General features: G+C 72.4%; 21 protein-coding genes and 1 pseudogene. 3 read left to right on the top strand and 19 right to left on the bottom strand.

Annotation, left to right across the window (positions count from 1 at the left end; translation table 11 throughout):
* Positions 1-298: 298 nt before the first annotated feature.
* The 3 genes and pseudogenes from ACFVIM_RS15865 to ACFVIM_RS15875 form a co-directional block, all read right to left on the bottom strand.
* Positions 299-678: pseudogene (locus ACFVIM_RS15865) on the bottom strand (winged helix-turn-helix transcriptional regulator).
* A gap of 28 nt (positions 679-706) precedes the next feature.
* Positions 707-2,248: a DUF2079 domain-containing protein gene (locus tag ACFVIM_RS15870; RefSeq protein ID WP_384301442.1), complete on the bottom strand. Its 1,542-nt coding sequence runs from the start codon at positions 2,246-2,248 to the stop codon at positions 707-709.
* Between the two features lie 170 nt (positions 2,249-2,418).
* Positions 2,419-3,165 carry a prepilin peptidase gene (locus ACFVIM_RS15875; protein ID WP_384301443.1) on the bottom strand — a complete coding sequence of 249 codons (747 nt, stop codon included), beginning with the start codon at positions 3,163-3,165 and terminating at the stop codon, positions 2,419-2,421.
* A gap of 67 nt (positions 3,166-3,232) precedes the next feature.
* On the opposite strand from ACFVIM_RS15875, the gene ACFVIM_RS15880 reads away from it, so the two are divergent.
* A complete protein-coding gene (locus ACFVIM_RS15880) occupies positions 3,233-3,604 on the top strand; it encodes a DUF192 domain-containing protein (RefSeq protein WP_384301445.1) in 372 nt (123 codons plus the stop codon).
* Positions 3,605-3,938: 334 nt separating this feature from the next.
* Here the strand turns inward: ACFVIM_RS15880 and ACFVIM_RS15885 are convergent, their stop codons facing one another.
* The 15 genes from ACFVIM_RS15885 to ACFVIM_RS15955 all read right to left on the bottom strand — a co-directional run bounded on the left by ACFVIM_RS15885 (position 3,939) and on the right by ACFVIM_RS15955 (position 18,824).
* On the bottom strand, positions 3,939-5,075 hold the full coding sequence (locus tag ACFVIM_RS15885; RefSeq protein WP_384301446.1) for a hypothetical protein: 1,137 nt from the start codon (positions 5,073-5,075) through the stop codon (positions 3,939-3,941).
* 689 nt (positions 5,076-5,764) lie between these two features.
* On the bottom strand, positions 5,765-6,418 hold the full coding sequence (locus tag ACFVIM_RS15890) for an OmpA family protein (RefSeq protein WP_384301447.1): 654 nt from the start codon (positions 6,416-6,418) through the stop codon (positions 5,765-5,767).
* Positions 6,418-7,005 (bottom strand): hypothetical protein, encoded by a 588-nt coding sequence (locus ACFVIM_RS15895; protein WP_384301449.1) that lies wholly within the window; start codon positions 7,003-7,005, stop codon positions 6,418-6,420. The genes ACFVIM_RS15890 and ACFVIM_RS15895 overlap by 1 nt, the downstream gene beginning before the upstream one ends.
* A gap of 69 nt (positions 7,006-7,074) precedes the next feature.
* Entirely contained in the window at positions 7,075-7,827 is a 753-nt protein-coding gene (locus ACFVIM_RS15900; protein WP_384301477.1) for a pilus assembly protein TadG-related protein, read from the bottom strand.
* A 5-nt stretch (positions 7,828-7,832) separates the two neighbouring features.
* On the bottom strand, positions 7,833-8,072 hold the full coding sequence (locus ACFVIM_RS15905; RefSeq protein WP_384301479.1) for a hypothetical protein: 240 nt from the start codon (positions 8,070-8,072) through the stop codon (positions 7,833-7,835).
* A gap of 219 nt (positions 8,073-8,291) precedes the next feature.
* Positions 8,292-9,251, bottom strand: coding sequence for a response regulator (locus tag ACFVIM_RS15910; RefSeq protein ID WP_384301451.1), 960 nt, complete (start codon positions 9,249-9,251; stop codon positions 8,292-8,294).
* Between the two features lie 66 nt (positions 9,252-9,317).
* Entirely contained in the window at positions 9,318-10,682 is a 1,365-nt protein-coding gene (locus ACFVIM_RS15915; protein WP_384301453.1) for a histidine kinase, read from the bottom strand.
* A 137-nt stretch (positions 10,683-10,819) separates the two neighbouring features.
* Entirely contained in the window at positions 10,820-11,707 is an 888-nt protein-coding gene (locus ACFVIM_RS15920; RefSeq protein ID WP_384301455.1) for a DUF5936 domain-containing protein, read from the bottom strand.
* A gap of 10 nt (positions 11,708-11,717) precedes the next feature.
* Positions 11,718-12,659 (bottom strand): type II secretion system F family protein, encoded by a 942-nt coding sequence (locus ACFVIM_RS15925; protein ID WP_384301457.1) that lies wholly within the window; start codon positions 12,657-12,659, stop codon positions 11,718-11,720.
* Between the two features lie 264 nt (positions 12,660-12,923).
* A complete protein-coding gene (locus ACFVIM_RS15930; RefSeq protein WP_384301459.1) occupies positions 12,924-14,264 on the bottom strand; it encodes a CpaF family protein in 1,341 nt (446 codons plus the stop codon).
* Positions 14,265-14,589: 325 nt separating this feature from the next.
* Positions 14,590-15,168: a TadE/TadG family type IV pilus assembly protein gene (locus tag ACFVIM_RS15935; protein ID WP_384301461.1), complete on the bottom strand. Its 579-nt coding sequence runs from the start codon at positions 15,166-15,168 to the stop codon at positions 14,590-14,592.
* Positions 15,165-15,836: a TadE/TadG family type IV pilus assembly protein gene (locus tag ACFVIM_RS15940; protein WP_384301463.1), complete on the bottom strand. Its 672-nt coding sequence runs from the start codon at positions 15,834-15,836 to the stop codon at positions 15,165-15,167. The genes ACFVIM_RS15935 and ACFVIM_RS15940 overlap by 4 nt, the downstream gene beginning before the upstream one ends.
* 23 nt (positions 15,837-15,859) lie before the next feature.
* Positions 15,860-17,107, bottom strand: coding sequence for a CpaE family protein (locus ACFVIM_RS15945; protein ID WP_384301465.1), 1,248 nt, complete (start codon positions 17,105-17,107; stop codon positions 15,860-15,862).
* A gap of 7 nt (positions 17,108-17,114) precedes the next feature.
* The gene (gene cpaB / locus ACFVIM_RS15950; protein ID WP_384301467.1) at positions 17,115-17,828 is read right to left on the bottom strand and encodes a Flp pilus assembly protein CpaB; all 714 of its coding nucleotides are present in this window, start codon (positions 17,826-17,828) and stop codon (positions 17,115-17,117) included.
* Between the two features lie 120 nt (positions 17,829-17,948).
* Positions 17,949-18,824: a hypothetical protein gene (locus ACFVIM_RS15955; protein WP_384301469.1), complete on the bottom strand. Its 876-nt coding sequence runs from the start codon at positions 18,822-18,824 to the stop codon at positions 17,949-17,951.
* A gap of 426 nt (positions 18,825-19,250) precedes the next feature.
* Here ACFVIM_RS15955 and ACFVIM_RS15960 point away from each other — a divergent pair, with 426 nt between their 5' ends.
* Positions 19,251-20,951 carry a chitinase gene (locus tag ACFVIM_RS15960; RefSeq protein WP_384301471.1) on the top strand — a complete coding sequence of 567 codons (1,701 nt, stop codon included), beginning with the start codon at positions 19,251-19,253 and terminating at the stop codon, positions 20,949-20,951.
* A 424-nt stretch (positions 20,952-21,375) separates the two neighbouring features.
* Positions 21,376-22,707, top strand: coding sequence for a M14 family metallopeptidase (locus ACFVIM_RS15965; protein ID WP_384301473.1), 1,332 nt, complete (start codon positions 21,376-21,378; stop codon positions 22,705-22,707).
* 61 nt (positions 22,708-22,768) lie between these two features.
* On the opposite strand, the gene ACFVIM_RS15970 is transcribed toward ACFVIM_RS15965, so the two are convergent.
* Positions 22,769-24,244, bottom strand: coding sequence for a GntP family permease (locus ACFVIM_RS15970; protein WP_384301475.1), 1,476 nt, complete (start codon positions 24,242-24,244; stop codon positions 22,769-22,771).
* Between the last annotated feature and the right edge of the window lie 575 nt (positions 24,245-24,819).

A 24,819-nucleotide genomic window follows, 5' to 3' on the forward strand; every position in this document is an offset into this window, starting at 1 on the left:
GCGCCAATGGGGCGGGTCTATGTCTCAGTGACGTCGCGCGGAGATCGCGAGGAACGAGCGATCGAGCACGTCGGCGCTGAGACATCGACTAAAGCGCCCCGGAGGCGAGCAACCGCAAAAAATACAGAAAAATACGGGCCGGTCCGTGGGGGGGATACGGACCGGCCCGAGGGGGGGTTTCCACCATAACGCGTCGCAGATGGTGCTGCGTGCCATGTGGGGGGCGGGTCGGGGGATGGTGGGTGGGGGGTCCTTCGGATGGGCTACGGCGGGTCGGGGTGGGGGGTTGACGTCGTGGTCAGGTGGCGTGGTGGCGGGCCTTGCGGTCGGCGATCTCGTCCATGTGCTCGGTGCCCCAGCGGCCGAGGGGGATCAGGGCCGTGTTGAGGGCGTCTCCCCGGGGGTGAGGGAGTACTCCACCCGTGGTGGTACCTCGCGGTGGACGATCCCATCGGCTTCCAGCTCGCGCACCTGCTGGATCAGTACCTTCTCGCTGACTCCGGGGACCCGGCGTCTCAGCTGCCCGAAGCGGAGGGTGCCGTACTCAGTCAGGGCCCAGCGGATCAGCGGCTTCCACTTTCCGTCGACGACATCGACCGCCGCGTCGAGCCCACACGTGTACTCCGGCCTCACATGCTCATGCCGCCCCTCCTGCCACTCGCCTTTCGGGCGGTACATCATCCGAGGGCGGTACGGAGGAGGGATGTCAGTCGGTCCGGCGCAGGAGGGTGATCCCATCCCGTTCGGCGACCCGTTCATAGCCGTAGGAGCGGATGGCCGTCTCCAGTTCGGTCCGCTGGCGCTCGGGCGGGTAGGGCCAGTGGCCGGTGCGGTAGGGCCAGGCGCCGGGGGCGTGGCGGTCGTGGACGATCCACTCGGCCGTGGGACGGGGCAGCTGGTCCTTGTCGTACTCGTACAGCCGTGACTCGACCGGGAAGGTGGGGAAGAGGACCACCTCGCAGCGGGCGGTGAGCTGGGGGGCGAGGCGGTTGGAGGCGGCGACGGTGGCGCCGTCGGGGATCCGGTCGAGCAGGGCGTGGGCGGCGGTGACATGCGGGGTGGTGCGCCAGGTGGCGCGCTGGGCGAGCTGCGCCAGCGGGAAGGAGGGCAGCAGGACGACGGTGACGGCGAGCGCGGTGGCCAGCGAGGCGCGGACCTGGCGCACCACGGACGGGTCCGGCGCGGGGTCCGTGCCGCGCCAGCGGGTGAGGACGTCGATGAGTCCGGCGATGACGATGGGCATCAGGACGGCGCTGTAGTGGAAGGAGGTGCCCCAGTGGAAGGCGTTCTGGGAGAGCATCCGCCAGGCGAGGGTGGGCACGGCGAGCAGCGCCAGCGGTGAGCGGACGGCGAGCAGCGCGGCGGGGGCGAAGACCAGCACCAGGGTCAGCGCCTTCACATCGGGCCGCAGGGCGTCCAGGGGGGCGAAGGCGAGGGTGGTGAGCAGCGAGGTGTGGGCGGCCTCGCCGAGGTTGTCGCCATGGGCGTACCCCCCGGCCGGGTTGAAGGCGGGCAGCAGCAGCCGGATCTCGACGGCCGAGGCGAGCAGCCCGCAGGCCGCGGTGATCAGCCCCAGTCTCCGTGGCCCCTTCCAGGCGATGAGCAGCCCGAGGGCGGCGAGGGTGAGCCCGAGATCCTCCTTGATCAGGACGAGGGGGGCGGCCCAGGCGACGGCGGCCCCCCAGCGGCGCTCTCCGAACGCCACGGCGGCGTACGAGAGGAGGGGGACGGCGAGCGCGACCTCATGGAAGTCGAAGGCGGCGGCGGAGGCGATACCCCAGCTCAGCCCGTAGGCGAGGGCGATGGCGTGGGCGGCGGCCCGGCCCAGTGAGCGCGCGGCCCAGCGGGCGAGGGGGACGACCGCGAGGGCGAGCAGCGCGGACTGTGCGAGCAGCAGGCAGAGCGGGGAGGGCCAGAGCCGGTAGAGGGGCGCGAGGGCGGCGAGGGCGGGGTGGAAGTGGTCGCCGAGGAGGTTGAAGCCCTCCCCGCGCAAGGGGACGACAGGAGCGCGCAGTTCGGCGTAGGCGCGGATGGCCTGTTCGAAGATGCCCAGGTCGTAGCCGGTGGTACGGAGGAGCAGATGGCGGCGGACGGCGACGGTGGCGTAGAGCGCGAAGAGCACCGCCGCCCAGCCCCAGGGGAGCAGTGCGGCGGCGTGGCGGGGGGTGGGTGGAGGCGGTCCGGGTTCCGTTGACGGGGCGGTTCCGGGCTCCCCCGGCGCCGTAATTTTGTCAGAAAATGTCCGCATACATCCGGATGCTAGAGGGTGGAGTCCTCTCCTGTGCGTTCCGTCCGTTCGAGCGGGCGCGTGTTCCGCCACCGGATCCCGCGCCGGGCGGTCAGGGCGTCCGCGAGCGTCCTCGGACGTCCTGGGACGCCCTGGGATGTCACGGGATGTCCTGGGGGAGCCTCCGGCCGTCAGGAGGAGGCGGCACCCAGCACGACACCGGCCCAGGCGCCCGCGATCATGAACGGACCGAAGGGGATCGCGGTCTTGCGGTCCGCGCGGCGGGCGAGCATCAGCCCCACCCCGTACAGCGAACCGAGCAGGAACCCGGCGAAGGCACCGGTGAGGAGCACCCCCCACCCGTACCAGCCGAGGACCGTCCCCAGCGGAAGAGCGAGTTTCACATCACCGAAGCCCAGCCCGTTCGGATGGATCAGGAAGAGCGCCAGATACCCCGCGCCCAGCGCCGCGCCCCCGAGCAGCGCGGTGGGCCACGACCCCGCGCTGCCCGGCAGCGCCCACGCGCCGCCGAGCAGCGCGACGGTGAGCGCGGCGAGCGGGAGGGTGAGCTGGTCCGGGAGGCGGCGCACCCGGATGTCGACCAGGGCCAGCAGCAGGGCGGCGGGGGCGAGCAGCAGCCACACCGCCAGTTCGGGGCGGACCCCGGTGGCCGCGGCGAGCACCCCGCAGGCCACGGCGGTGACGGCGGGGGGACCGGCCTGCGCCCGGACCGGCGCCCTGGGCGGGGCGCACGGCGCACAACGGGTGAGCCCCAGCCAGCCGCGCGCGGGCCCGGTGAAGGGGTGACCGGCGGGACACCGGTCACGCCACGCCTCGTCCGGTTCGACGGAGAGCCGGTAGACGGCCCGGGGCGCCAGCGAGCCCACGGCGGCCCCCCAGCAGAGGGCGGCGGCGATCAGCGAGACATCGGCGTACACGGCGTCGAGGGTAGGCGCTGGTCCCGCGCCCGGTCGTGGGCCCAGGGACCCACGCTACGGTGCCGCCATGAGGCGAACGCGACGGCGCTGGCACGACGGTGGGGCCACCCTGTGGGTGCCGGGGCGCGAGGAGCCCGTACCGCTGTGGATAGCGGCCAGTTACGGCAGTCGGCGGCGCGGGCTGCTGGGCCGGGACGGGATCGAGGGGGCGCTGCTGCTCACCCCGTGCGGCAGCGTGCACACCTTCGGGATGCGGTTCGCCATCGACGTGGCCCATCTCGACCGTGAGCTGCGCGTTCTGACGGTACGGACCATGGTGCCCGGACGGCTGGGCGCGCCACGGCTCCGCGCGCGGCACGTCCTGGAGTCGGCGGCGGGCGCCATGGCCCGCTGGGGCGTGCGGCCGGGCACCGCGCTGCGGGTCACACCGGAGGCGTAGCAGGCGGTCCGCGGGGCCGGGTCCTGGGCGGACGGGGTGACGGGCAGACACGTGGACGGCTGGACGACTGGACGGCTGGACGGCTGGACGGGTGGACCGTGGGTCAGGGCCGACGGGCGAACGGCCTGACCGGACGCGGCCAGCGGATGGTGGACGGCGGACGGCGGACGGCGGGTCGAGGCCAGCCCGTGGACAGCGAACCGTGGGTCAAAGCCAACCGGCGGACCGCGGGTCAAGGCCAATCCGTGGACAGCGAACCGTGATCGAGGCCAGCCGGCGGACGGACGGCGGGGCGGTCTCCGTGCGGCGCCCGCTCCTCGCGGGGCGGCGCCGCCTACGACGCGTGGCGCCCGGTCCGGCGACGGCTGGACAGGGTCCATACGGCGAGCCCGAGAGTGAGGACGGTGCCCAGACCGACACCGGAGTAGCCGACGACGGTCAGCAGCGTGCCCCGGCCGCCGGACCCGCCCACACCCTCGCCGCCGCCCCTCGGCACCGCGAGGCGCTCCTCGTCACTGAGCCCGAACCCGGCCGCGACCGGGTCACCGTCGTACGCGGGACCCTTGACCGGCTTTCCCTCGATATCCACCCGCAGGGTGACCGGCAACGGCCGCCCGGCCTCCGGGCCGAGGGAGAGCCGCACGTAGTACCAGCCGGAGAACCGCATCGCGGTGTGGTCGTCCTGTTGCAGGCTCCGGTTGGCGAAGGCGGTGGGCACGGTGCCCAGCCGGAGCCCGGCGGAGCGGTCCGTACCGTCGGCCCGGACGTCCTCGACAAAGCCCCGGGCGGTGTTGAAGAGCGTCAGCCGGGTCCCGTCGGGCACCCTCGCCGCCCCGGACTCCGCGTCGAGGAAGAGCTGCTGCCCCCACTCCAGCGGCACCCGGTAGAAGCGGGTCTCACCCGGCGCCAGCGCGTCCCGCCACAGCCCCCGGCCGAGGGCCGGCGCGTCATTGAAACCGGTTCCGCCCCGGGTCGCCTTCGGTGTGCCCCGCAGATGCTCGGGATCGTGTTCGGGCAGCGACGGCGTCGCCGACGGCACGGGCGCGTCACCGCGCAGTCCGGGCTCGACCATGTACCGCAGCTCCACCCGCCAGTCGATGGCGGTCGTCCGCCGGGTGGAGCCGAGCCATTCGACGGTGTACTGGTACTCCCCCGCCCGCTGGCACTGCCGCCCGCGCTCGATACGGCGGGTGGAGTAGTCGGCGACGGGCCCCGGGGCGCCGGATCCGAGCGTGATGGAGTTACGGGAGGAACAGGTGAACCCGCCGCTGTCGCGCAGGGCGACCCGGACACCGTCCCCGGGCGCGGTGGCGGCCCCGGGCGGGGGCACCAGCACGGCGGAGACATAGGCGTTGGAGGTCGCGTCGAGCCGTACCCGGTAGGAGCGGCGCTCACCGGAGGAGATGACATCGCTGTAGGTGCCGGGGGTCAGCAGGGGCTCGTCCTGCCCGGGAGCGGTGGCACCGTTCACCGGACGGGCGTCCGGCGCGGTCTCATAGCCGAGGGGCCAGGCGGGGGCGGCGGCACGGACGAGGGACCGGGCGGGGGCGGTGGCCTGTGCGAGGGACCCGGCCGGGGAAACACCATGGACAAGGGATCCGGCCGAGGAGACAGCACGAGCGAGGGATCCGGCCGAGGAGACAGCACGGGCGAGGGATCCGGCCCGGGAGCCGGAGGACCGAGCGGGCTCGTCGCTCCGGGCGGGGAAGCGGAGGGGCCCGGCCGCCCGGGCGGGCCGCTGAACGGGGTCATCTCCCCACGCCGACGGCTGAACGCGGCCGTTTCCCCGCCCTGACGGCTGGACGGGCTCGCTTGCCCCGGCGAGCGGCGGTGGAGCGACGGGGACGCGCCCGGGTGGCCCGGCTCGCCCCGGGGCGGGGTCCGGCGCGGTGGCGCGCCCCGCCTGCGCGGCGGCCCGGGACCGCTCGTACCCGGTCCCCTCCGAGGCGCCGTCGGGTGACGGCGCGGCGAGCAGGGCCGGGACGAGTAAGCCGATCAGCCGCCTTCGCCACGGGCTCCGCCCAAGGGCCCTCACCGACGCCCCGCCCCGCCTCATCCGCGCGCTCCTCAGCCCCGTGACCGATCAGTCGGCCCGCAGCGTACTGCGGAGCCGACCGCGCTCTGTATATCCGAGGTCACAGAGGATTGACCATGGGTCAGTCAGGAACCGCCGCCCGTCGGGAAGGAGACCTCCACCCGGCGGTTCTTGCGGCGGCCCTCCTCACTGGAGTTGTCGGCGATCGGATAGTCCTCGCTGTAGCCCCGGACCTCGTAGGTGATCCCGGGGTCGTTCAACTGGTCGCTGAGGACGCCGTGGACGGCGTCGGCACGGTTGCGGGAGAGCACCATGCCGTGCTGGTACGTACCCAGGTCATCGGTGAAGCCGAAGACCCGGATCCGCTGCGCCCGGTGCTCGCGGATCTCGGCCGCGATGGCGGAGATACGGCTGTTGGCCTGGGCGGTGAGCCGCGCGCTGTCCTTGCCGAAGAGCACCTCGGCCTGGAGCGCGAACTTCAGCGAGGTACGGGTCTCCTCGCGTCGCTCCTCACCGCCCTCGGTCTCCACGATGGAGACGATGTCCAGCACCCGCGCCGCGGCCAGCGTGGCGCCGTCGCGCATCTGGAGCCCGGGGCTGGTGGCGTCGATCCGCGCCGGCGTGGTGCTGGGCTCGGTCCCCGGCGGGACGCTGGGGTTGTCGGCGGCCACGGTCGTGGCGCCCCCCAGCTGGAGCCCGGTCACCAGCAGGACGACGGCGACGGAGACCGCCATCGGACGGCGGTCGCGCACCCGGCGCCCCTCGGTCGCGCCCCCCATCAGGACAGCTCGATCGTCGCGGTGGGCATCAGCGGAATCTGCACGTCTACGGCGCTGGTCCCTTCGGGCGGCGCGGGGAACTGGGCGAAGAAGTCCACGCTCTGCCCGGCGGCGAAGGCACTCAGCCCGGTGGTGGTGAGCGGATATCCGTCCGTGTCCCGCAGGACGTAGTAGCGCTTCTTGCCGGGCTTGTCGACGAGGGTGATCCCGCCCAGTGAGGGGCCGGTCCGTTTGACCTGCGTCTCCTGGCCGCTCCACTGGACCGGCGGCAACTGGCGCTTCCCACTGATGTTCTCGATCACTCCGGAGAGCGTCAGAAAGCCTCCGCTGTCCCGTTCCACCTCACGAAAGGTGACCCGGAACCCGTTGCTCCCATTAACCGTGGCCAGAGTCCGGCCCGTCTCCGACACGTCCTGCGTGCCCTCGGCCGCCGGCTGCTCGGGCGAGCGCGGAGCACCTGCCGACGTGCTGTTCCGGTCCGGGTTCTTGGCACCGTCCCCGCCGTCGCCGCCACCGCCGCACGCCGTCAGGGAGAGCGACAGCGCCGCCACCGCCAGAGCGGCTCCCACCACTCTCGTGACTCTCACGCCTTCACGGGGTTCCAGTCCGTGCCGAATGCTCATCAGTGCTGTTCCTTTGTCTTGGGTCGCGGTCGGTCAGTCCACGTCCAGCCGGACGGTGAAGAGGTCGGACATGTCGGGGAGCCCGTCCGGCCGCTCGGGGTCGAGCTCGAAGCTCTCTCCGTCCTCACACAGAAGTGTGCCGAGGACCGGTGGTGACGACGGGGTCGACGGGGACGGCGGTGTGCCCGGCTCCTGGTCCTCCCCGCCGTCCCCATCGCCCTCGCCGCCGTCGCCCTCGCCGCCGTCGCCCGGGAACGGAGGCGGCTCGTCGGCCTCCTCGAAGTCACAGCGGGACTCCACCACGGCAGTGGCGGTGGTGTTGGCGTGCAGCCCCTCGGTGCCGGGCAGGATGGTGTCCCCCACCGGCTCCCCCGAGGTGACGGCGACGGTATAGCCCCAGCGGCCGTCGGCGAGCGCGATACAGTCCCCGATCTCGGCGCCGTTGGCCGCCGCGAGACGCCCGGCCGCCGCACAGGGAGCGGCGGGGTCACCGAGCAGCTCGCCGAGGAGTCCGCCGAGATCGCCGCCGAAGAGTTCGCGCAGGAAGTCCGCGAAGTCCGGGTCGGTCAGCCGGTCGAGGAAGCCGTCGCCGAACGCGTCACGGGACTCGCGGGCCGCCGCCAGCGCGGCGGCGTCGGCACCGGACTGGGCGCCGTTGCGGGTGGCCCCGGCCTGTCCGACCGCGAAGAAGGCGAGCGCGAGGAAGAGGAGGCTGGCCACCATCGCCACATAGATGGGGGCCGCCTGCCCTGACTCGCGCCCGCCGTGGGCGAGCGCCCGGCCGATCCGTCCTACTCGCCGCCGCCGAGGATCTTGCTGACCTGTTCGCGCAGCCCGTTGGCGATGTCGTCCGCCACGCCCGAGCCCACCAGGGCCGCGATGATCAGTGCCACGAGCACGATCACGCCCACGTACTCGACGGCGCCCTGTCCCCGGTCGCGGGAGTCGCGGGCGGCCCGCACCCGGCTCGCCGTCCAGGTCGTCAGATGCACCCGGGCCCTGGCCGCCGCCTTCAGCGTCACGTTCGGCATTGTCTTCCCCTCCGGCTCCGACGGCGCGCCCGCCGGTCGGCTCGTACGAGTCCATGGCGCCGTCCGCCGTACCGGAAACGCGCTGGCCGGTGTGGGGGACGGCGTCAGCAATGTACGCCGGGGGAAGGCCGTCCGGAATGGGCCTCGGGGCCCAACGGCGGGCCCAAAGCGGCATGGAGGGCTCGGAAGCGGAGGATCCGGCGGTGGGTGGTGATGGGTTCACGGCCGTGCCGCCCCCTCGTGCTCTGTGGTGCCCTGGTCGCCCTGGCTGCCGTGGTGCCGCTGGTCCCGCTCTCGGGCGAGGCCGTGCCAGAGGGCGATGGCCTCGCCCCTGCTGCCCGCGTTCAGCTTGGCGAAGATGCGGTTGATGTGGTTCTTGACCGTCTTCTGGGTGATGAAGCAGGAGGCGGCGATCTGCTGGTTGGTCAGGCCCGAGGCGATCAGCCCCATCACCTCCCCCTCCCGCTGGCTCAGCTCGGCGATCACTCCGCGTGGCCCCGCCACGAGGGAGGGCTCCCGTGACGAATGTCCCACATTCGCTTGCGAAAGCGAAGACCGAAGAACGGATTCCCCTCTGCCACCGCCCGGCCTCCACCGGGCCGTGGAACGGGATATGGCATGAGCTCGGGGAGTCGGAGCGGATGGCTCCGGAGCCCTGTCAGATGGTTCCGAATGCGAATTATCGCCGCTGGTCCGCCGCCGGACCTCCGCCAGCAGCGCGCCGGAGGCGGAGTGGGAGAGCGCCGCCCGGCCCGCCCGTACATCGTGGACGGCGTCGACCAGTTGGTCGGCGGTGAACTCGCCGTGGACGAGATAGCCGCCCGCGCCCAGACGCAGCGCCCGATGGACGATCTCGCTCTCCCTGCTGTAGGTGGTCATCAGCACCGGGGCGAGCCGCACCAGGTGTGGCAGGACCGCCAGTCCGTCGACGCCGGGCATGCGGACATCGAGCAGGACGACATCGGGGCGGTGGCGCACGGCCGCCTCGTACGCCTGGCGGCCGTCGGCGGCCGTCGCGACGACCGTGAGGCCGGCCCGGCCCTCCAGCAGCGCGGTCAGACCCGCCCGGACGACCGGGTTGTCGTCGGCGACGACCAACCGCAGCAGTGGGGGCGCGGGGTGGTCGGGAAAGGCGGGCGGGGGCGTGCCTCCCGTCGCGGGCGGGCGCTGGTCCGGCATGGCCGCGGCCTCCTGTCGGTCATCGTGGGGAAGGAGTGAGACGGGTTACGGGGATTACGGGGGCGGTCAGGTGGGGTGCGGCAACTCGGGTGCGGGGCGCAGGGCGGCGACCGGCAGTTCGAGGCGGACCTCGGTGCCGGTCGCCGCCCCGCCGCGTCCTATGCGGATCCGCGCCCCGATGGCCGCCGCCCGCTCCACCATGCCGACCAGCCCGAAGTGGCCGCTGCGGCGGAGCCCTTCGAGCGAGATGCCCGGAGGAAGGCCGGGGCCGTCGTCGCGGACGCTGATCCGCAGGACCTCGCCGATCACGCCCGCGCTGACCTCGACCCGGGCGGGCCGGGCATGGCGGTGGGCGTTCTCCATCGCCTCGGCGGCGATCGTCAGGGCATGGCGGGCGACGGCGCGAGGCACGGCGGGCAGGGTCTCGCCGCGTTCGCGGAAGACCGCGCTGATCCCACTGCGCCGGGTGAAGTCGGCGGTACGGGCGTGCAGCTCGGCGCTCATGTCGATGCCTGCCGCGCCCTCCGCGCCTGCTGTGCCCTCCGCGCCATTGCCGCCGAGGCCGGAGTCGCGGCGCAGGTCGGCGAGGAGTTCCCGGGACTCGGCGGCGGCCCTGCGGGCGGCGCGGGCCACGAGTTCGGCCTGGTCGCGCACGGCGCGGGGATCCGCCCGTCCGGCGCGGGCGGCGAGGCCGTCGGCGGCGAGGGCCAGCCCGTGCAGGGTCTTGGCGACGGAGTCATGCATCTCCCGGGCGAGCCGGGCGCGTTCGCGCTCCACAGCCCCGGCGACGGCGAGCCGGGCGCGGGCCTCGGTGAGCGCCTGGCTGGCGGCGCCGAAGCCGAGCACGAACCGGCGCAGAGTGGCGCCGACGGCGCCGGTCAGCACACAGATGCCGGGCAGCAGCAGGGCGGCGAACCCGTCCTCGCCGCCCGGGTGGACGGCGTGCGCCCCGGCGACGATCAGCGACTGGAGCACCGCGAAGACGGCCGCGCCCCGCCAGCCGTAGACGAGTCCGGCCAGCAGTGGGGTGCAGATGGTGACATACGCGAGGGTGGAGCCGGGGGTCGCGGTGACCAGCAGGAGCGCGCCGAAGGCCATGTCGGCGCCGAGCAGCGGGGGGTGGCGCAGCAATATCGGCCCGAACCGCTCCCAGTCGCGCAGCAGCGCGTAGGAGGTCATGAAGGTGACCAGGACGGCCGAGCCCACCAGCCAGGTCGCGGCGCCGGGGCGGCTTCCCGCCAGCGCGAAGGGCGTGGCGAGCACGGTCATCGCCAGCCGGAAGCCGAGGACCTGGCGGCAGAGCGCCTGGAGGGCGTTCACCTGGATCGGCAGGGAGGGGGCGGCCGGGTCGTCGGGAGGGTCACCGGTGGCGCCCGCGCCGAGCAGGGCGGGGGTGGCGGGGTCGTCCGGGGCGCTGGGGCGCGGTGCCATGGGTCACCTCCCGTGGGCTGCTGGTGCCGGGGGCCGGGCGCTCCGGCTGATCTGGCTGGTCCCGCTCTTACCTCTGGCCTCTCTGGCCTCCCTCGTACCTGTGATTCCGCTGGTGCGCCTGGTTCCGCCGTCGTGGTTCATCCGCCGAGGACGTCGCCGAGGTCGACCCCGGAGCCGTAGTAGAAGCTCATGACGATCAGGATCATGGTCGCCGGAAGCATGATCAGCGTGACGACGAGCGTGGACTTGGGCACGGCGCGGGCCGCGTCGCGCCGGGAGTTCTGGGCGTCGGTGCGGCGCATGTCGGTGGCGATCTGGATCAGGGTCTCCACGATCGGGGCGCCCAGTTCCTCGCCCTGCTGGAGCGCGGTGACGAACATCGACACCTGCTCGGAGTCATTGCGGCGGCGCAGCTGGTCGAAGGCGTCGCGGCGGCTGACTCCCATGTCCATCTGGCGCAGGGTGATCCTCAGCTCGTCGGACCAGGGGCCCTCGTACTTGTCGGCGACGCGTTCGAGGGCCTGCCGGAAGCCGAGGCCCGCGGAGACGACGACGGCGAGCACATCGAGGAAGTCCGGCAGGGTGCGCTCGATGTCGGCGCGACGGCGGCGGATGGCGGCGCGGATGATGACATCGGTCCAGAACAGACCGAAGACCAGGGCGAAGGCGGCGACGGCGAACTGGCCCCGGGCGAGCATGGACAGCGCCGCCAGCACCCCGAGGAAACCGTAGACGGCACGGCGGGCGGCATAGCGGTCCACGGTCATACCGCCGGGGTTGCCCGCCATGTCCAGGCGCCGTCGCAGCGAGTCGACCCGCCGGGGCCCCATCAGCCGCAGCACGGCGGGCGCGTAGCGTATGCCGATCCGGTCGATGCCGGAGCCGACGGCGGTGGTGCGGGTGGCGCCGACCTCCAGGGCGAGCGCGAGGTCGCCGGGGAGGCGGGCGTCGGCGCGGTACATCCGTACGCCGTGGAAGATCCCGTACACGGAGATCGCCAGCAGCAGGGCGAGCAGCAGTCCCATGGCCGTCCTCTCAGACCTGGATGCGGGAGAAGCGGCGGATGAGGACGGCGCCGAGGGCGTAGAGCCCGAAGGCGGTGACGGTGGCGATCTGGCCGGTGACCGAGCCGGTCATCTTGTCCAGCGCGCCGGGCGTCATGGTGTTGATCATCAGCAGGAAGCCGAGGCCCAGCAGGGGGACCGCGAGGGCGGTGACCTTGATCTGAGAGAGCATGGTGGTCACCTCCCTCCGCGTCTCCTTGCGCTCTTCGAGCGTCTGGGTGAGGTTGCGCAGCGAGGTCACGACCTGGCCACCGGCCCGGTTGGCGAGGATCAGGGTGGTGACGAGGACGATCAGTTCCCGGGAGGGCAGCCGGTCGGCGAGGACCCCGAGGGCGTCGTCGATGGACTGGCCGAGGGCGAGCTGGTCGGCGACGACGGAGAGTTCGTATCCGGCCGGGTCGTCCAGTTCGTCGGCGGCCATGGCGAGCGCGGTGCGCAGGGCGAGCCCGGCCTGGGTGGCGTTGGCGAGCACCCGGGTCAGCTCCGGCAGCTGGTTGATGAAGGCCTCCGTCCGCCGGGCCCGTTGCCAGCGCAGGAAGGACCGGGCGCCCCAGAGGCCCGCGACGGCGGCGAGCAGGCCGAAGAAGGGGGCGAAGACCGCGCCGATGGTGAAGTAGAGCGCCAGCAGCGTGGTGGCGACGTAGACCGTGTACTCCCCGGCGGTCAGATCCAGCCCGGTGGCGGTGATCTCCCGCTCCAGCCGCCGTCCCGCCCGCGTCGCGCGGAGTCTGCGGTCCAGCCCGGCGAACCGCTGCCGCCGCCCGGTGGGCAGCGGCGTCTGCCCGGTCTGTGACATCCGGGCGACGAGGGCCTGGCGCTGGGCGCGCCCCGAGGAGTAGACATGCGCCCCGGCGACGCCGAGCACACAGGCGAGCAGGGTGACGCCGACGGTCAGTAGCGTGAGGTTGTCCATCTCGGGCGGGGAACCTTCTGCGTGGGTCTCGACGGGGGGCGGTGGGGCCACAGGGCGGTGGTCTTCGCGGCGGCACGGGGTCCTTCGCGGCGGATACGGGGCCGGCGGGGCGGATGGTCCGGCGCGGCCGGGTGGGGTCGGTGGGTCGGCGCGGTGCGGGGGCGGTCGGGGCGATGGGGGTCCTGGGCCGGAGGTCCGGCGGGGCGGTCGGGGCGATGGGGCAGCTGATCGGCGGGGCTGGCGGGGCCGGTCGGGTCAGCCGGGTCAGACGGCGGGTTTGCGGACGACGAGTTGTTCCTCGTGCTCGGCGACCCCGAAGACCAGCGGCAGGGGCTCGCTCTTGAGATAGAGCCGTTCGGCGATCCTCCGGGGTACCGGGTAGTAGGCGAAGTGGCCGTGGATCCGTCCGTCGGAGGACATCGGCTGGGCGTGGAAGCGGCAGACGGAGACGATGCGGTACTCCTCGCGGCCGTAGGAGTCGACGACGGCGATCTCGGTGACCCGGCGGGAGCCGTCGGCGTGCCGGGTGAGCTGGACGATCACATCGACGGCGCTGTTGATCTGGTCCTTGATGGCGGCGAAGGGGATCTCCACCTCGGACATGGAGGCCAGGGTCTGGAGCCGCATCAGGGCGTCCTCGGCGCTGTTGGCGTGGACGGTGGCGAGGGAGCCGTCATGGCCGGTGGACATCGCCTGGAGCATGTCGAGGGTCTCCCCGCCACGGACCTCACCGACGATGATCCGGTCGGGGCGCATACGCAGGGAGTTGCGCACCAGGTCGCGGATGGTGACATGGCCCTTGCCCTCGACGTTGGCCGGGCGGCTCTCCAGGGTGATCACATGGGACTGCTGGAGCCTCAGCTCGGCGGAGTCCTCGATGGTGACGATCCGCTCGCCCTCGGGGATCAGCCCGGAGAGGGAGTTGAGCAGCGTGGTCTTCCCCGTACCGGTGGCACCGGAGACGATCACATTGAACTTGGCCCGCACCAGCCCGGCCAGCAGCATCGTCATCTGCTCGTCCAGTGAGCCGACGGTGATCAGCTCATGGAGGGTGAAGGCACGGGGGAAGCGCCGGATGGTGAGGATGGGGCCGCTGAGGGAGAGCGGCGGGATGATCACGTTCACTCGCTCCCCGGAGGGGAGCCGGGCGTCCACCATCGGGTTGGCCTCGTCCACCCGTCGGTTGACGGTGGAGACAATGCGCTCGATGGTCTGCATCAGCTGCTCGGTGGAGGAGAACCGCAGCGGCAGCAGTTCCAGGCGCCCGCCGCGCTCCACGAAGACCTGCTCCGGCCCATTGACCATGATCTCGCTGATGGAGGCGTCCTCAAGGAGGGGTTCGAGGATGCCCAGGCCCAGGGCCTCGTCGACCACCCGGCGGATGAGCCGGGAGCGCTCGACGGTGGAGAGGACCGGCCCCTCCCGGCTGATGATGTGACCGAGCACCCGCTCCAGCCGGGCCCGGCGGTCGGCGGCGGCCAGGGCGGACATCTCGGCGAGGTCGATCTCCTCCAGGAGCTTGGCCCGGTAGATGCCGACGAGCCGGTTCTCCTCACCGTGTCCGTTGACGGGTTCGGGATTGCTGACGCGCGCCCGCAGGCTCATGTGCTCTTCTCCCAGCTCTCGCGGGCGCGACGGTCCGGGCCGGTGGCGCGGACGGCGGCGGCGTTGGTGCGGATGGTGCTTCCGGGGCGGGGTGCGCTCCCGGGGCGCCTGGCGGGCGCGAGGGAACCAGCGGGGGCGGCGGGCGCGGCGGACACGGCAGGCACAAGGCACCCGGCGGACCCGGCGGGGCCCCTGCGACCCGCGCCCCCGACCGTGCCCGGGCACCCGGCGACCCCGACCCCGGCGTTGGTCCTGGCCCTGGCCCTGGCGTTGGCGTTGGCGTTGGTAGGGGCCGCCCCGGCATGTTGCGCCCTCCCCGGCCCGGTCATGGCCCGTCGCAGGGCATCGTGACGCTCCGGCTCGCCGCTCCGAAGTCGAGCACCGGCAGCAGCGCCGGGACCTCGACCGTGACCGTCGCCGTGATCTGGTCGCCGCCGCAGTCCGGGGCGCTGATGTCGGCGCCGTCCACGAGCCAGTCGCTCATCGCCGCCTCCCCCGCCGCGACGCCCCGGCCCTCGCCGTCGGGCATGGCGGCGGTACGGGCGGCGGCGCGCGCCGCCGTCCCCGCCTGCTGGGCGGTGTAGGCGACGATGCCGAGCTGGAGCGCGGCGAGCCCCACGAAGAGCAGCAGGGCGATGACCCCCGCGTACTCCAGGGCGGCCTGGCCGCGCGGGACTTGCGCGGCGGCGGCGCGGCGCGCGAGGAGCCGGGCCGGAAGCCGGGCCGGGGACCAGGTGCCGATCCGGCGGTCCTCGGTGCGCCGGATACCGACCTGGCGGACGTCGTGGCACCGGTCGTCCCGACTCCGGGCGTGGGCGCGCCGGGCGCCGTCACACGGATCACCCGTACGCCGGGCGCCGTCACACCGGTCGCCCGTACGCCGGATGCCGTTACGCCGGATCATGGGGCGGCCCCCTCGCGGTACTCCCGGGGGGCCGCCGCCTCGCCCGGGATGCTGAGGTCGAGCTGGAGCGTGCCGGGGAAGAGGACCGGGACCGACAGGTTCACCTCGGCGCGCACCAGGTCGCCCTCCTCGGAGCAGCTCACCCCGCCGTCCCGCCAGGCGCCGGGCAGCTTGTCGACGGCCGCCTCCTGGCAGGCGGCGGGTCCGCCGACGGCTCCGGCGCGGGCGCCCTCGTCCGCCGCGTTCCCGGCGAGGACGAAGGTGTAGCCGACCAGGGCGGTCTGCCACAGCAGGGCGAGGGTGGCGAGGATGACGGGGACGGTGCCGGTGAACTCGATCGCGGCCTGTCCCCGGTCGTCGCGCCAGGGCAGGGCCGTACGGAGTCGGCGCGGGCGCGTCCGGGCACCCCCGCCCCGTACCGCCGTGGCGATCCGCGGCACCGCGTCCCCGCCCCGCGGCACCGCGCACCGCATCCGTACGGCCGTACTCCGCATCCGTACAGCGGCACTTCGCATCCGTACGACGGTGCTCAGCGTCCGGACCGCCGCGCCCCGCATCCGTACGGCGGTAGCGCGCGTCCCGACCGCCGCGCCCCGCGTGGCCGCCGCCGCGCCCCGGGCGTGGCCGTCCGGGTGGATCGGATGGGCCGGGTGTCGCTGGATCGCCATGGTTCCGCGCCCCCTCACCGGTGTCATCTCGACCGTGCCCGCCGCAGACCGATCGAACCCCGGTCGCCCCGGAACCGGCCCTGTTTCGGCTCCGGTTCGACGGTGTGGACCAGGCCGAGTTCGGCGGCCAGGCCCCACAGCGCCTGCTTCACCGTGGACTTGGCCTCCAGGTCCTGCATCCGGCCCGCGTCGAGGACGGGCTGGAGTTCCTTGAAGGCGGCCGGGACGGCGGTACGGGCGACCCGGGTCCCGGTGATCTTCTCCACCAGCGGGGGCTGGATCTCGGTGGCCCGGGTGTGCCGGTTGACGACCGTGACGGTCTCCTCCGCCTTGCGGATCTGGAGCCGGTCCCAGAGCCGGACCATCCGCTTGGCGGCCCGGACCGAGACCACGTCGGGGGTGGTGACCAGCAGCGTGGTGTCGGCCATCTCGACGGCGGCGGCGTTGGCGGCGGTCATCTGGGTGCCGCAGTCGATGACGACGACCTCGTGGCGGTGGCGCAGGGCGCTGAGGATCTGGCGTACCGAGCGCTCGTTGACCTCCTCGCCGCGCTCCCCGTCGGCGGGCGCCAGCAGCAGTCCGACCCCGGACTCATGGGCGAAGAGGGCCTCCTGGAGCACCCGGGGGGCGAGGTCCTGGATCCCGGCGAGATCGGCGATCGAACGGCGGAACTGGACGTCGAGATAGGAGGCGATGTCCCCGGCCTGGAGGTCGAGGTCGACCAGGGCCACGCTGCGGCCGGACGCCTGTGCGGCGAGCGCGAGCTGGACGGCGGTGACGGTGGTGCCCACGCCCCCCTTGGCGCCGCTGACGGTGACGACGGTCCCGCCGGGGCCGGTGAGCATGTCACCGCTGTGGCCCAGATGGCGCCGTACGCCGGTGGACCAGCCCGCCGCCGACTGGACCCGCTGCGCCAGTTCCTCGTACGAGAGGGGGAAGGCGACCAGCCCGCGCGCGCCGGAGTCCATGGCCGCGGAGTAGAGGCCGGGGCCCGCGTCCACGGTGACCAGGACGACACCGACGGCGGGGAAGCGCAGCGCGACCTCGCGGATCAGCTCCAGCGCGGGCACCGGCCCGATGCGCTCATGGACGAGGACGACTTCCGGCAGCTCGTCCAGTGACTCGGCGGCCAGCCGGGCCAGCAGGTCCAGCAGGGCGGTGGAGTCGACGACGGGCGCCGCGGGCTCCGCGTCGGGGAGCTGGCTGAGCAGGGTGGTGATGGACCGGGCCGCGTCGGCTTCCCCGACGGCCGGGAGGATACGTGTGGTCATACGGTCCTCACCTGTTCTTGTCTTCGCCGAGGGTGTACGTGGAGTCGCCGGGGCGCAGGGTCGAGGGGCTGCCCTTGGCGAGAAGGGCGAGGCGCACGTTCTCGGCGAAGGACTCGGCGTAGGCCAGCCGCTGCGCGTCGGTGGTGTTCAGCGCGAAGGTGATCGGTACGGCCTCGCGGCGTACCGAGCCCTGGCTGGTCCGCTTGGCCTCCAGCGGGGTGAGCCGTCCCACGTCGATGACCTTGGCGTTGGGGACGATGATCCGGGACTGGTCGGGGTCGCGGTTGGTCCGTCCGGCGAAGGTCGCGAAGATGTTCACCAGATCGCCGGGGGTGATCTTTCCGGCCACTCCGGTGGCCGCGTCGATCATGATCGCGATCTCCTGCTCCCCGGGGGCCAGTTCGGGCCGCTTGACGATCATGTCGTCCTGGAGCAGGGATCCCTTGCGCAGCCGGGTGACGGCGATCTTCCCCCGGACCACGGAGAGATCGGTGACCGCGCTCTCGGAGAGCCACCGCCTGGGCATCGAGACCTTCTCGAACTGCTGGACGCGCAGTGCGGTGTACGGGGCCACATCGGTCTTCAGCCGATAGGCGGTCACCTCGGGTCCGACCTTGGAGTTCACATCGTTGACCACGGATATCACGCCGAAGAAGGCGCCGATGGCACAGAGCAGCGAGAGGGCCAGAAGCAGAACACCACGGCGTTGGCGTGCATTCATGGGCGGGGCAACCTCGTTCGGGGGACATGCGCCGGGCTTCGACGGACGGGCGGACGGGGGGAGAGGGCGCCCTGCTGACGACCGGGGCGGCGGGGCTGTTCGAAACGGCGGCTCGCGCGCTCAGCGGGCGGGGGTGCCCCGGGTGAGCGGCGCCGGGGCGCCGGAGGCGCGGCCCGGTGGCCGGGCGGGGGCCCCGGATGCGCGGGCCGCCGGCTGGAGGGGGGCCAGTGGGGCCGAACAGAAGCCGCAGCGGTCACCGATGAGTTCGATCCCGCACCAGGTGCACTGCTCCCTTCGGACGGAGGAGACCAGTTGGTAGAGGACGGGGATGTCCGGCAGGAAGGCGGCGAACTCGACCATCTTCGCCGTGCCCCACCAGCCGGGGGAGTCCCCGGGGAGGGTGACCTCCTCCATGCCGCGCGGCTGCCACTCCTGGACCAGGGCGTTCTCGATCCACTCCGAGCGGTCGGCGCCGGAGTGGGGGCCTCGGGCGACGATCAGCCGGGTGGGGAAGGTGGGTCCGGTCAGCCGTCCGGCGCCCGCCCGGACCAGCTCGGGCCGGGGGGTGGCGAGGACGGCGAACTGGGAGCCGGGCACCCAGGAGCGGGCGTGGGACCTGAGATCGACCGGCACCCGGTCCAGCCGGGTCACGGAGTTGAGCAGCGCACCGCAGAAGACGTAGTGGGACAGGAGCCGGGCGGCGGAGGCGACGACACCGGGGCCGAAGTCGCAGACCGACAACTGCCGTAGCTGACGGGCGAGGACGGCGATGCCCAGCGGGGGCAGATCGAGCTTGATGACGGCGATCCGGTCGCTCTCCAGTACGGCCCGCAGGGTGTGGAGGCGGTACTCGTGGGGCGTGGGGAGCGCGGCCGAGCAGAGCACGATCACCGAGCCGTGGCGGTCCAGCAGCCCGGACATCTCATCGAGCGACTCGTCCAGCGCCACCGCGTCGGGCGGTGCCAGCACGGCCGCCGTGGGCGTGTGCTGGTCCATGGGCGGTAGCACCAGGTCTGCGCTGGTGACAGCTATGGCGGTCGGCACGCTGGTTCCCCGTTCGGCTCCGGTCGCCGGGGGTCCCGTGACCGCAGTGACGTCCTGCTCGCTGCTACTGCACGAGCACTTTATCCACGACTTTGGGGGCAGAGAACACCTTTCAGAACACTGTGCCGTCCCCCGCACACGCTCCGCACAGAGGAAGCCGGGAGCAAAGCAGAGCAAAGGCTGACGATCCCTTACACCCAGAACCGGTGCGGGCCCGGGGGCTTACTCATCGGTATGGCCGAAAAGCGATGGACGACCCCGGGGGCCGATCCCTGTCAAAGGTCTTGACAACCCCATTGGTCTGGACCAACTGTGTCCCTCAGCGGTGGCCACCGTCTCTCCCCCCATTCCCCCCAACTCCCCCACTGGAGGCAGCACGTGGACCGCACCACCCGCTCAGGGCGATGGCTCGGCGGCGCCCTGGCCCTCACCCTCGGCGCAGGACTCTCCATCGTGGGAATGTCAGGAACCGCGCAGGCGGCCGACGTCAACAACGCCAAGAACGCGGGTTTTGAGTCAGGACTCGCCGACTGGACGTGCTCCGGTGGTACGGGAGCGGGCGTCTCCACCCCGGTGCGCACCGGCACGGGCGCGCTCAAGGCGACCCCGGCCGGGCTCGACAACGCGCGCTGTAGCCAGACTGTGGCCGTCAAGCCCAACTCCACCTACCAGCTGAGCGCCTGGACCCAGGGCGGCCACGCCTACCTCGGCGCCAGCGGCACCGGCACCACGGATGTCTCCACCTGGACCCCGGGCGCCTCCACCTGGACCCAGCTCAACACCAGCTTCCGTACCGGCCCGAGCACCACCTCGGTCACCATCTACACCCACGGCTGGTACGGCACCCCCGCCTACCACGTCGACGACGTCAGCGTCTTCGGCCCCGACGGCGGCGGCAACGGACCCGGCCCCGAGCCGGTGATCCCGCCCACCCCGACCGGGCTCGCGGTCGGCGCGGTCACCTCGTCCACCATCGCGCTCAACTGGTCCCCCGCCGCCGGTGCCACCGGCTACAACGTCTACCAGGACGGTGTGAAGGTCCAGTCGGTCACCGGGACCTCGGCGACCGCCGGCAACCTGACCGCGAACACCGCGTACCAGTTCCAGGTCGCCGCGACCAACAGCAAGGGCGAGTCGGCCAAGACCACCGCCGTCAGCGGCCGGACCGCCCCCGGCGGAGTGATCCCCAACCCGGTCGTGCCCAAGCACGCGGTCACCGGCTACTGGCAGAACTTCAACAACGGCGCCACCGTCCAGAAGCTGCGGGACGTCCAGAACGCGTACGACATCATCGCCGTCGCCTTCGCCGACTCCACCACCACCCCCGGCGAGCTGGTCTTCAACCTCAGCCCGGCGCTCGGCTACTCCGGCGTCGCCGAGTTCAAGGCGGACATCGCCGCGAAGAAGGCCGCGGGCAAGTCCGTGATCATCTCCGTCGGCGGTGAGATCGGCAACGTCACCGTCAACAGTGACGCCTCCGCGACCGCGTTCGCCAACAGCGTCCACGCGCTGATGCAGGAGTACGGCTTCAACGGGGTCGACATCGACCTCGAACACGGCATCAACTCCACCTACCTCACCAAGGCGGTGCGCCAGCTCTCCGCCAAGGCGGGCCCCAACATGGTCCTCACCATGGCCCCGCAGACCATCGACATGCAGTCGACCTCCACGGAGTACTTCAAGCTCGCGCTGAACCTGAAGGACATCCTGACCGTCGTCAACATGCAGAACTACAACAGCGGTTCCATGCTGGGCTGTGACGGCCGGGTCTACTCCCTCGGCACGGTCGACTTCCTGACCGCCCTCGCCTGCATCCAGCTGGAGAACGGGCTCGACCCGTCCCAGGTCGGCATCGGCGTCCCCGCCTCGCCGCGCGGCGCGGGCAGCGGCTACGTCAGCCCCGCCGTGGTCAACGCGGCGCTGGACTGCCTCACCAAGGGCACCAGCTGCGGCACCTTCAAGCCCGCCAAGACCTACCCGACGCTGCGGGGCGCGATGACCTGGTCCACCAACTGGGACGCACACGCGGGCAACGCGTGGTCCAACGCGGTCGGCCCCCACGTGAAGGGCCTGCCGTAGCCCCCTGAGGGCCCCGCCCTCCACCCGTTCCACACCCCCACCACCCCCCAGGCGAGCCCGGGCCCCTTCCACAGGGACCCGGGCTCGCCCCACTAAGCGGTGGGAACCGCCGCGCCCGCAAGAAGGCTGCCCCGGCTTCTCCCAAGAGGCTCTGCCGGTGAGTAGCTCCGTGTGAGGACTCGACCTACCCGAGGTCGGTTCTGAGCCAAAGGGGCGCGCGGGTGCTTCAGGTGAGTCGCGCGGAGATCGCGAGGAACGAGCGATCGAGCACGTCGAGCCTGAGGCACCCGCTCCAGCGCCCCGGTGGGGGTCCCCCCGGGCGGAGCCTGGGGGCGAAGAACCGCAAAAAATCTTGACGCGTACATGACGGGGGCGGAGCATGGCGCACAGCATCGCGCACCCCCCACCCTCACCGGGAGACCGTATGCCACGTCGTTCCCGCAAGGCCGCCGCCCTCGGGGTATTGATGGCGCTCGCGCTCGCCGCGCCGCTGACCGCCAACGCCGCGCCGTCGGAGCCGGGTGCTCCGGCGGCGGTCCCGGTCGCCGCCGCGGAGGAGGTGATCAGGCAGTACGAGGTGAAGGGCGCGGGCACGCCCGCGGCCAGGACCGCGCTCGCCGCGGCCGGGGTCTCCATCGATGAGGCCCATGGCCACTCGACCGTCATCAGCGCCACACCGAGCCAGCTCCGCGCGGTGCGCGCGCTCGGGCACACCGTCACCGCGCTGCCCGCGCCGCCCGACCGGCGCGACGGTCATACCGTACGGCCGTTGGACTTCCCGCCCGCCGACTCCCGCTATCACAACTACGCGGAGATGACGGCGGCGATCGACCAGCGGATCGCCGCCAATCCGGCCATCCTGAGCAAGCGGGTCATCGGCAAGAGCTATCAGGGCCGGGACATCGTCGCCATCAAGATCAGTGACAATGTCGCCACCGACGAGAGCGAGCCCGAGGTCCTCTTCACCCACCACCAGCACGCGCGTGAGCACCTCACGGTGGAGATGGCGCTCTATCTGCTCAAGGAGTTCGCCGAGGACTACGGCACCGATCCGAGGATCACCAACGCGGTCAACGGGCGGGAGATCTGGATCATCCCCGATCTCAATCCGGACGGCGGCGAGTACGACATCGCCACCGGCAGTTACCGCATGTGGCGCAAGAACCGTCAGCCCAACACCGGTTCGACGGCGGTCGGTACCGATATGAACCGCAACTGGGACTTCCGCTGGGGCTGCTGCGGCGGTTCCTCGGGCACGCCCTCGTCCGAGACCTACCGGGGCCGCGCCGCCGAGTCCGCCCCCGAGGTCAAGGTGGTCTCCGACTTCGTCCGCAGCCGGGTCGTGGGCGGGGTGCAGCAGATCAGGACGGGCATCGACTTCCACACGTACAGCGAGCTGGTGCTCTGGCCGTACGGATACACCTACGCCGACACCGCGCCGGGCATGACCCAGGACGACCGCAACGCCTTCGCGGCGGTGGGCCAGAAGATGGCGGCCAGCAATGGCTACACCCCGCAGCAGTCCAGCGATCTGTACATCACGGACGGGTCGATCGACGACTTCCTCTGGGGCAGCCACAAGATCTTCGGCTACACCTTCGAGATGTATCCGAGGGGCGCCGCGGGAGGCGGTTTCTACCCGCCCGACGAGGTGATCGACCGCGAGACCAGCCGTAACCGGGACGCCGTCCTCCAGTTGCTGGAGAACTCGGACTGCATGTACCGGTCCATCGGCAAGGAGGGCCAGTACTGCTAGCGGTACGACGGTGAGGGGCCGCCCGGCTGCGGGCGGCCCCTTTCCGTACGCGGGAAACGACCTAGACGACCAGACTCAGGGACGCCGCGACCACGAAGCCCGCGACCGACAGGACGGTCTCCAGGACCGTCCAGGTCTTGAGGGTGTCGCGCTCGGAGATCCCGAAGTACTTGGCGACGATCCAGAAACCGCCGTCGTTGACGTGCGAGGCGAAGATGGAGCCCGCCGAGATGGCCATGATCAGCAGCGCCAGGAACGCCTGGGAGTGGTCGGCGTTCTCCACCAGGGGAAGGACGATGCCCGCCGTGGTGACGATGGCGACGGTCGCCGAGCCCTGGGCGACCCGCAGCACCACGGAGATCAGATAGGCCAGCACGATGACGGGCAGGCCCACGTCCTCGAAGGTGTCGGAGAGCGCCTGGGCCACCCCGCTCGCCTTGAGGACCGCGCCGAAGACCCCGCCCGCGCCGACGACCAGCAGGATGTTGCCGACCGGCTTGAGGGAGGAGGTCGAGACCTGCTCCAGGGACTTGCGGGACCAGCCGCGCCGTACGCCCAGCAGGTAGTAGGCGAGGATCAGCGCGATGGTGAGCGCCACGAACGGGTTGCCGAAGAACTCGATCACCGAGCGGAGGGTGGAGGGGTCGAGCGCGATCGAGGAGAAGGTGGCCGCGAGGATCAGCACCAGCGGGGTGCCGATGATGAACAGCACGGTCGACAGCGCCACCGGCGCCTCGGCGTCGGTGCGTCCCTCGGCGGCGCGCTCGGCCGCGACCTGCGCCTTGGCGTCATCGGCCGCCTCCAGCATGTCCTGGGGGACCTCGACGAAGACCCGCTTGCCGATCCAGTCGGAGAAGACCCAGGCGGCGGCGACGGCGGGCAGACCGACCACCACGCCCATGAGGATCACCCAGCCGAGCGAGACGTCCAGCAGTCCGGCGGCGGCGACGGGTCCGGGGTGGGGTGGCAGGAAGGCGTGGGTCATCGACAGGCCCGCCAGCAGCGGCATCGCGTAGAGGATGATCGACTTGCCGGATCGTTTCGCCGCGGCATAGACGATCGGCGCGAGCACGAAGATGCCGACGTCGAAGAAGACCGGGATACCGAAGATGACTCCGGTCAGACCCATCGCGAGCGGGGCGCGCTTCTCCCCGAAGAGGTTGAGCAGCCGGGTGCTGAGCACCTCGGCGCCCCCGGAGACCTCCAGGATCGCGCCGAGCATCGTGCCCAGACCGATGATGATCGCGACATGGCCGAGGATGCCGCCCATGCCGTTCTCGATCACGGACTCGACCGAGGAACGCTGGATGGTGCCGAACAGCTCGGTGACGGAGAGCCCGGCGGCGAGGCCGACGGCTATGGAGACCGCGAGCAGCGCGACGAACGGCTGGAGCCTGACCTTGATGATCAGGAGGAGCAGCAGGGCGATCCCGAGCGCGGCGACGGTCAGCAGACCGGCCGTGCCGTCGATCAGCAGGAGGAGTCCTCCGGTGTGCGGTGGTGCCTCCGGCGGTGGTGTGGCGGCGGCGAGGAACATAGCGGCAACCCTTACGTCGGTGGGAGGGTTCTCTGACGGGGCGGTGCGCGGCGCGGTGCTCGGAAGGGGAGAGCTCCGGGCCGTTGTGGTGGCGCATGACAGGCCGGAAAGGCGGAGCGCGCGTGGGGGAGCGCGCCCCCGGACGACGTACCGGGGGAGAACGTGGCCACGGGAGAACGAGCCCACGGGACAACGTGTCCACGGGGAACGAGCTCACGGGAGAACGTGTCCGCGGGGGCACAGTCCGCGGGGCACAGGTCCGGCCGGAAGAGGGGCGGACCAGGGTGTCCACCGGGAGGGGACCGGATCGCGGGGTCGCCGCACCGGTCGCGGAGGGGACCGGGAACGCGGGGTCGCCGCACCGGTCGGGGAAGGGGCCCAGGCTCCTTACGGGCACGGAGGCCGGGGCTCACGGCCCCGGGGCCGCACAGGGCCGGGGCCGGGCCGCGCGCCTGGGTCGGCGAGGGGGCCGGGGCCGTGGACCCGGCCCCCGCCGGATACGGGCGGGGGCGGGGTCCACCCCCTTAACGCCCAGCCAACCGGCGCGGGGGACCGGGGCAACCCGTGCCGTGTCG

Source organism: Streptomyces sp. NPDC057638 (genome assembly GCF_042800315.1).
In the GTDB taxonomy this organism is placed as follows: Bacteria; Actinomycetota; Actinomycetes; order Streptomycetales; family Streptomycetaceae; genus Streptomyces.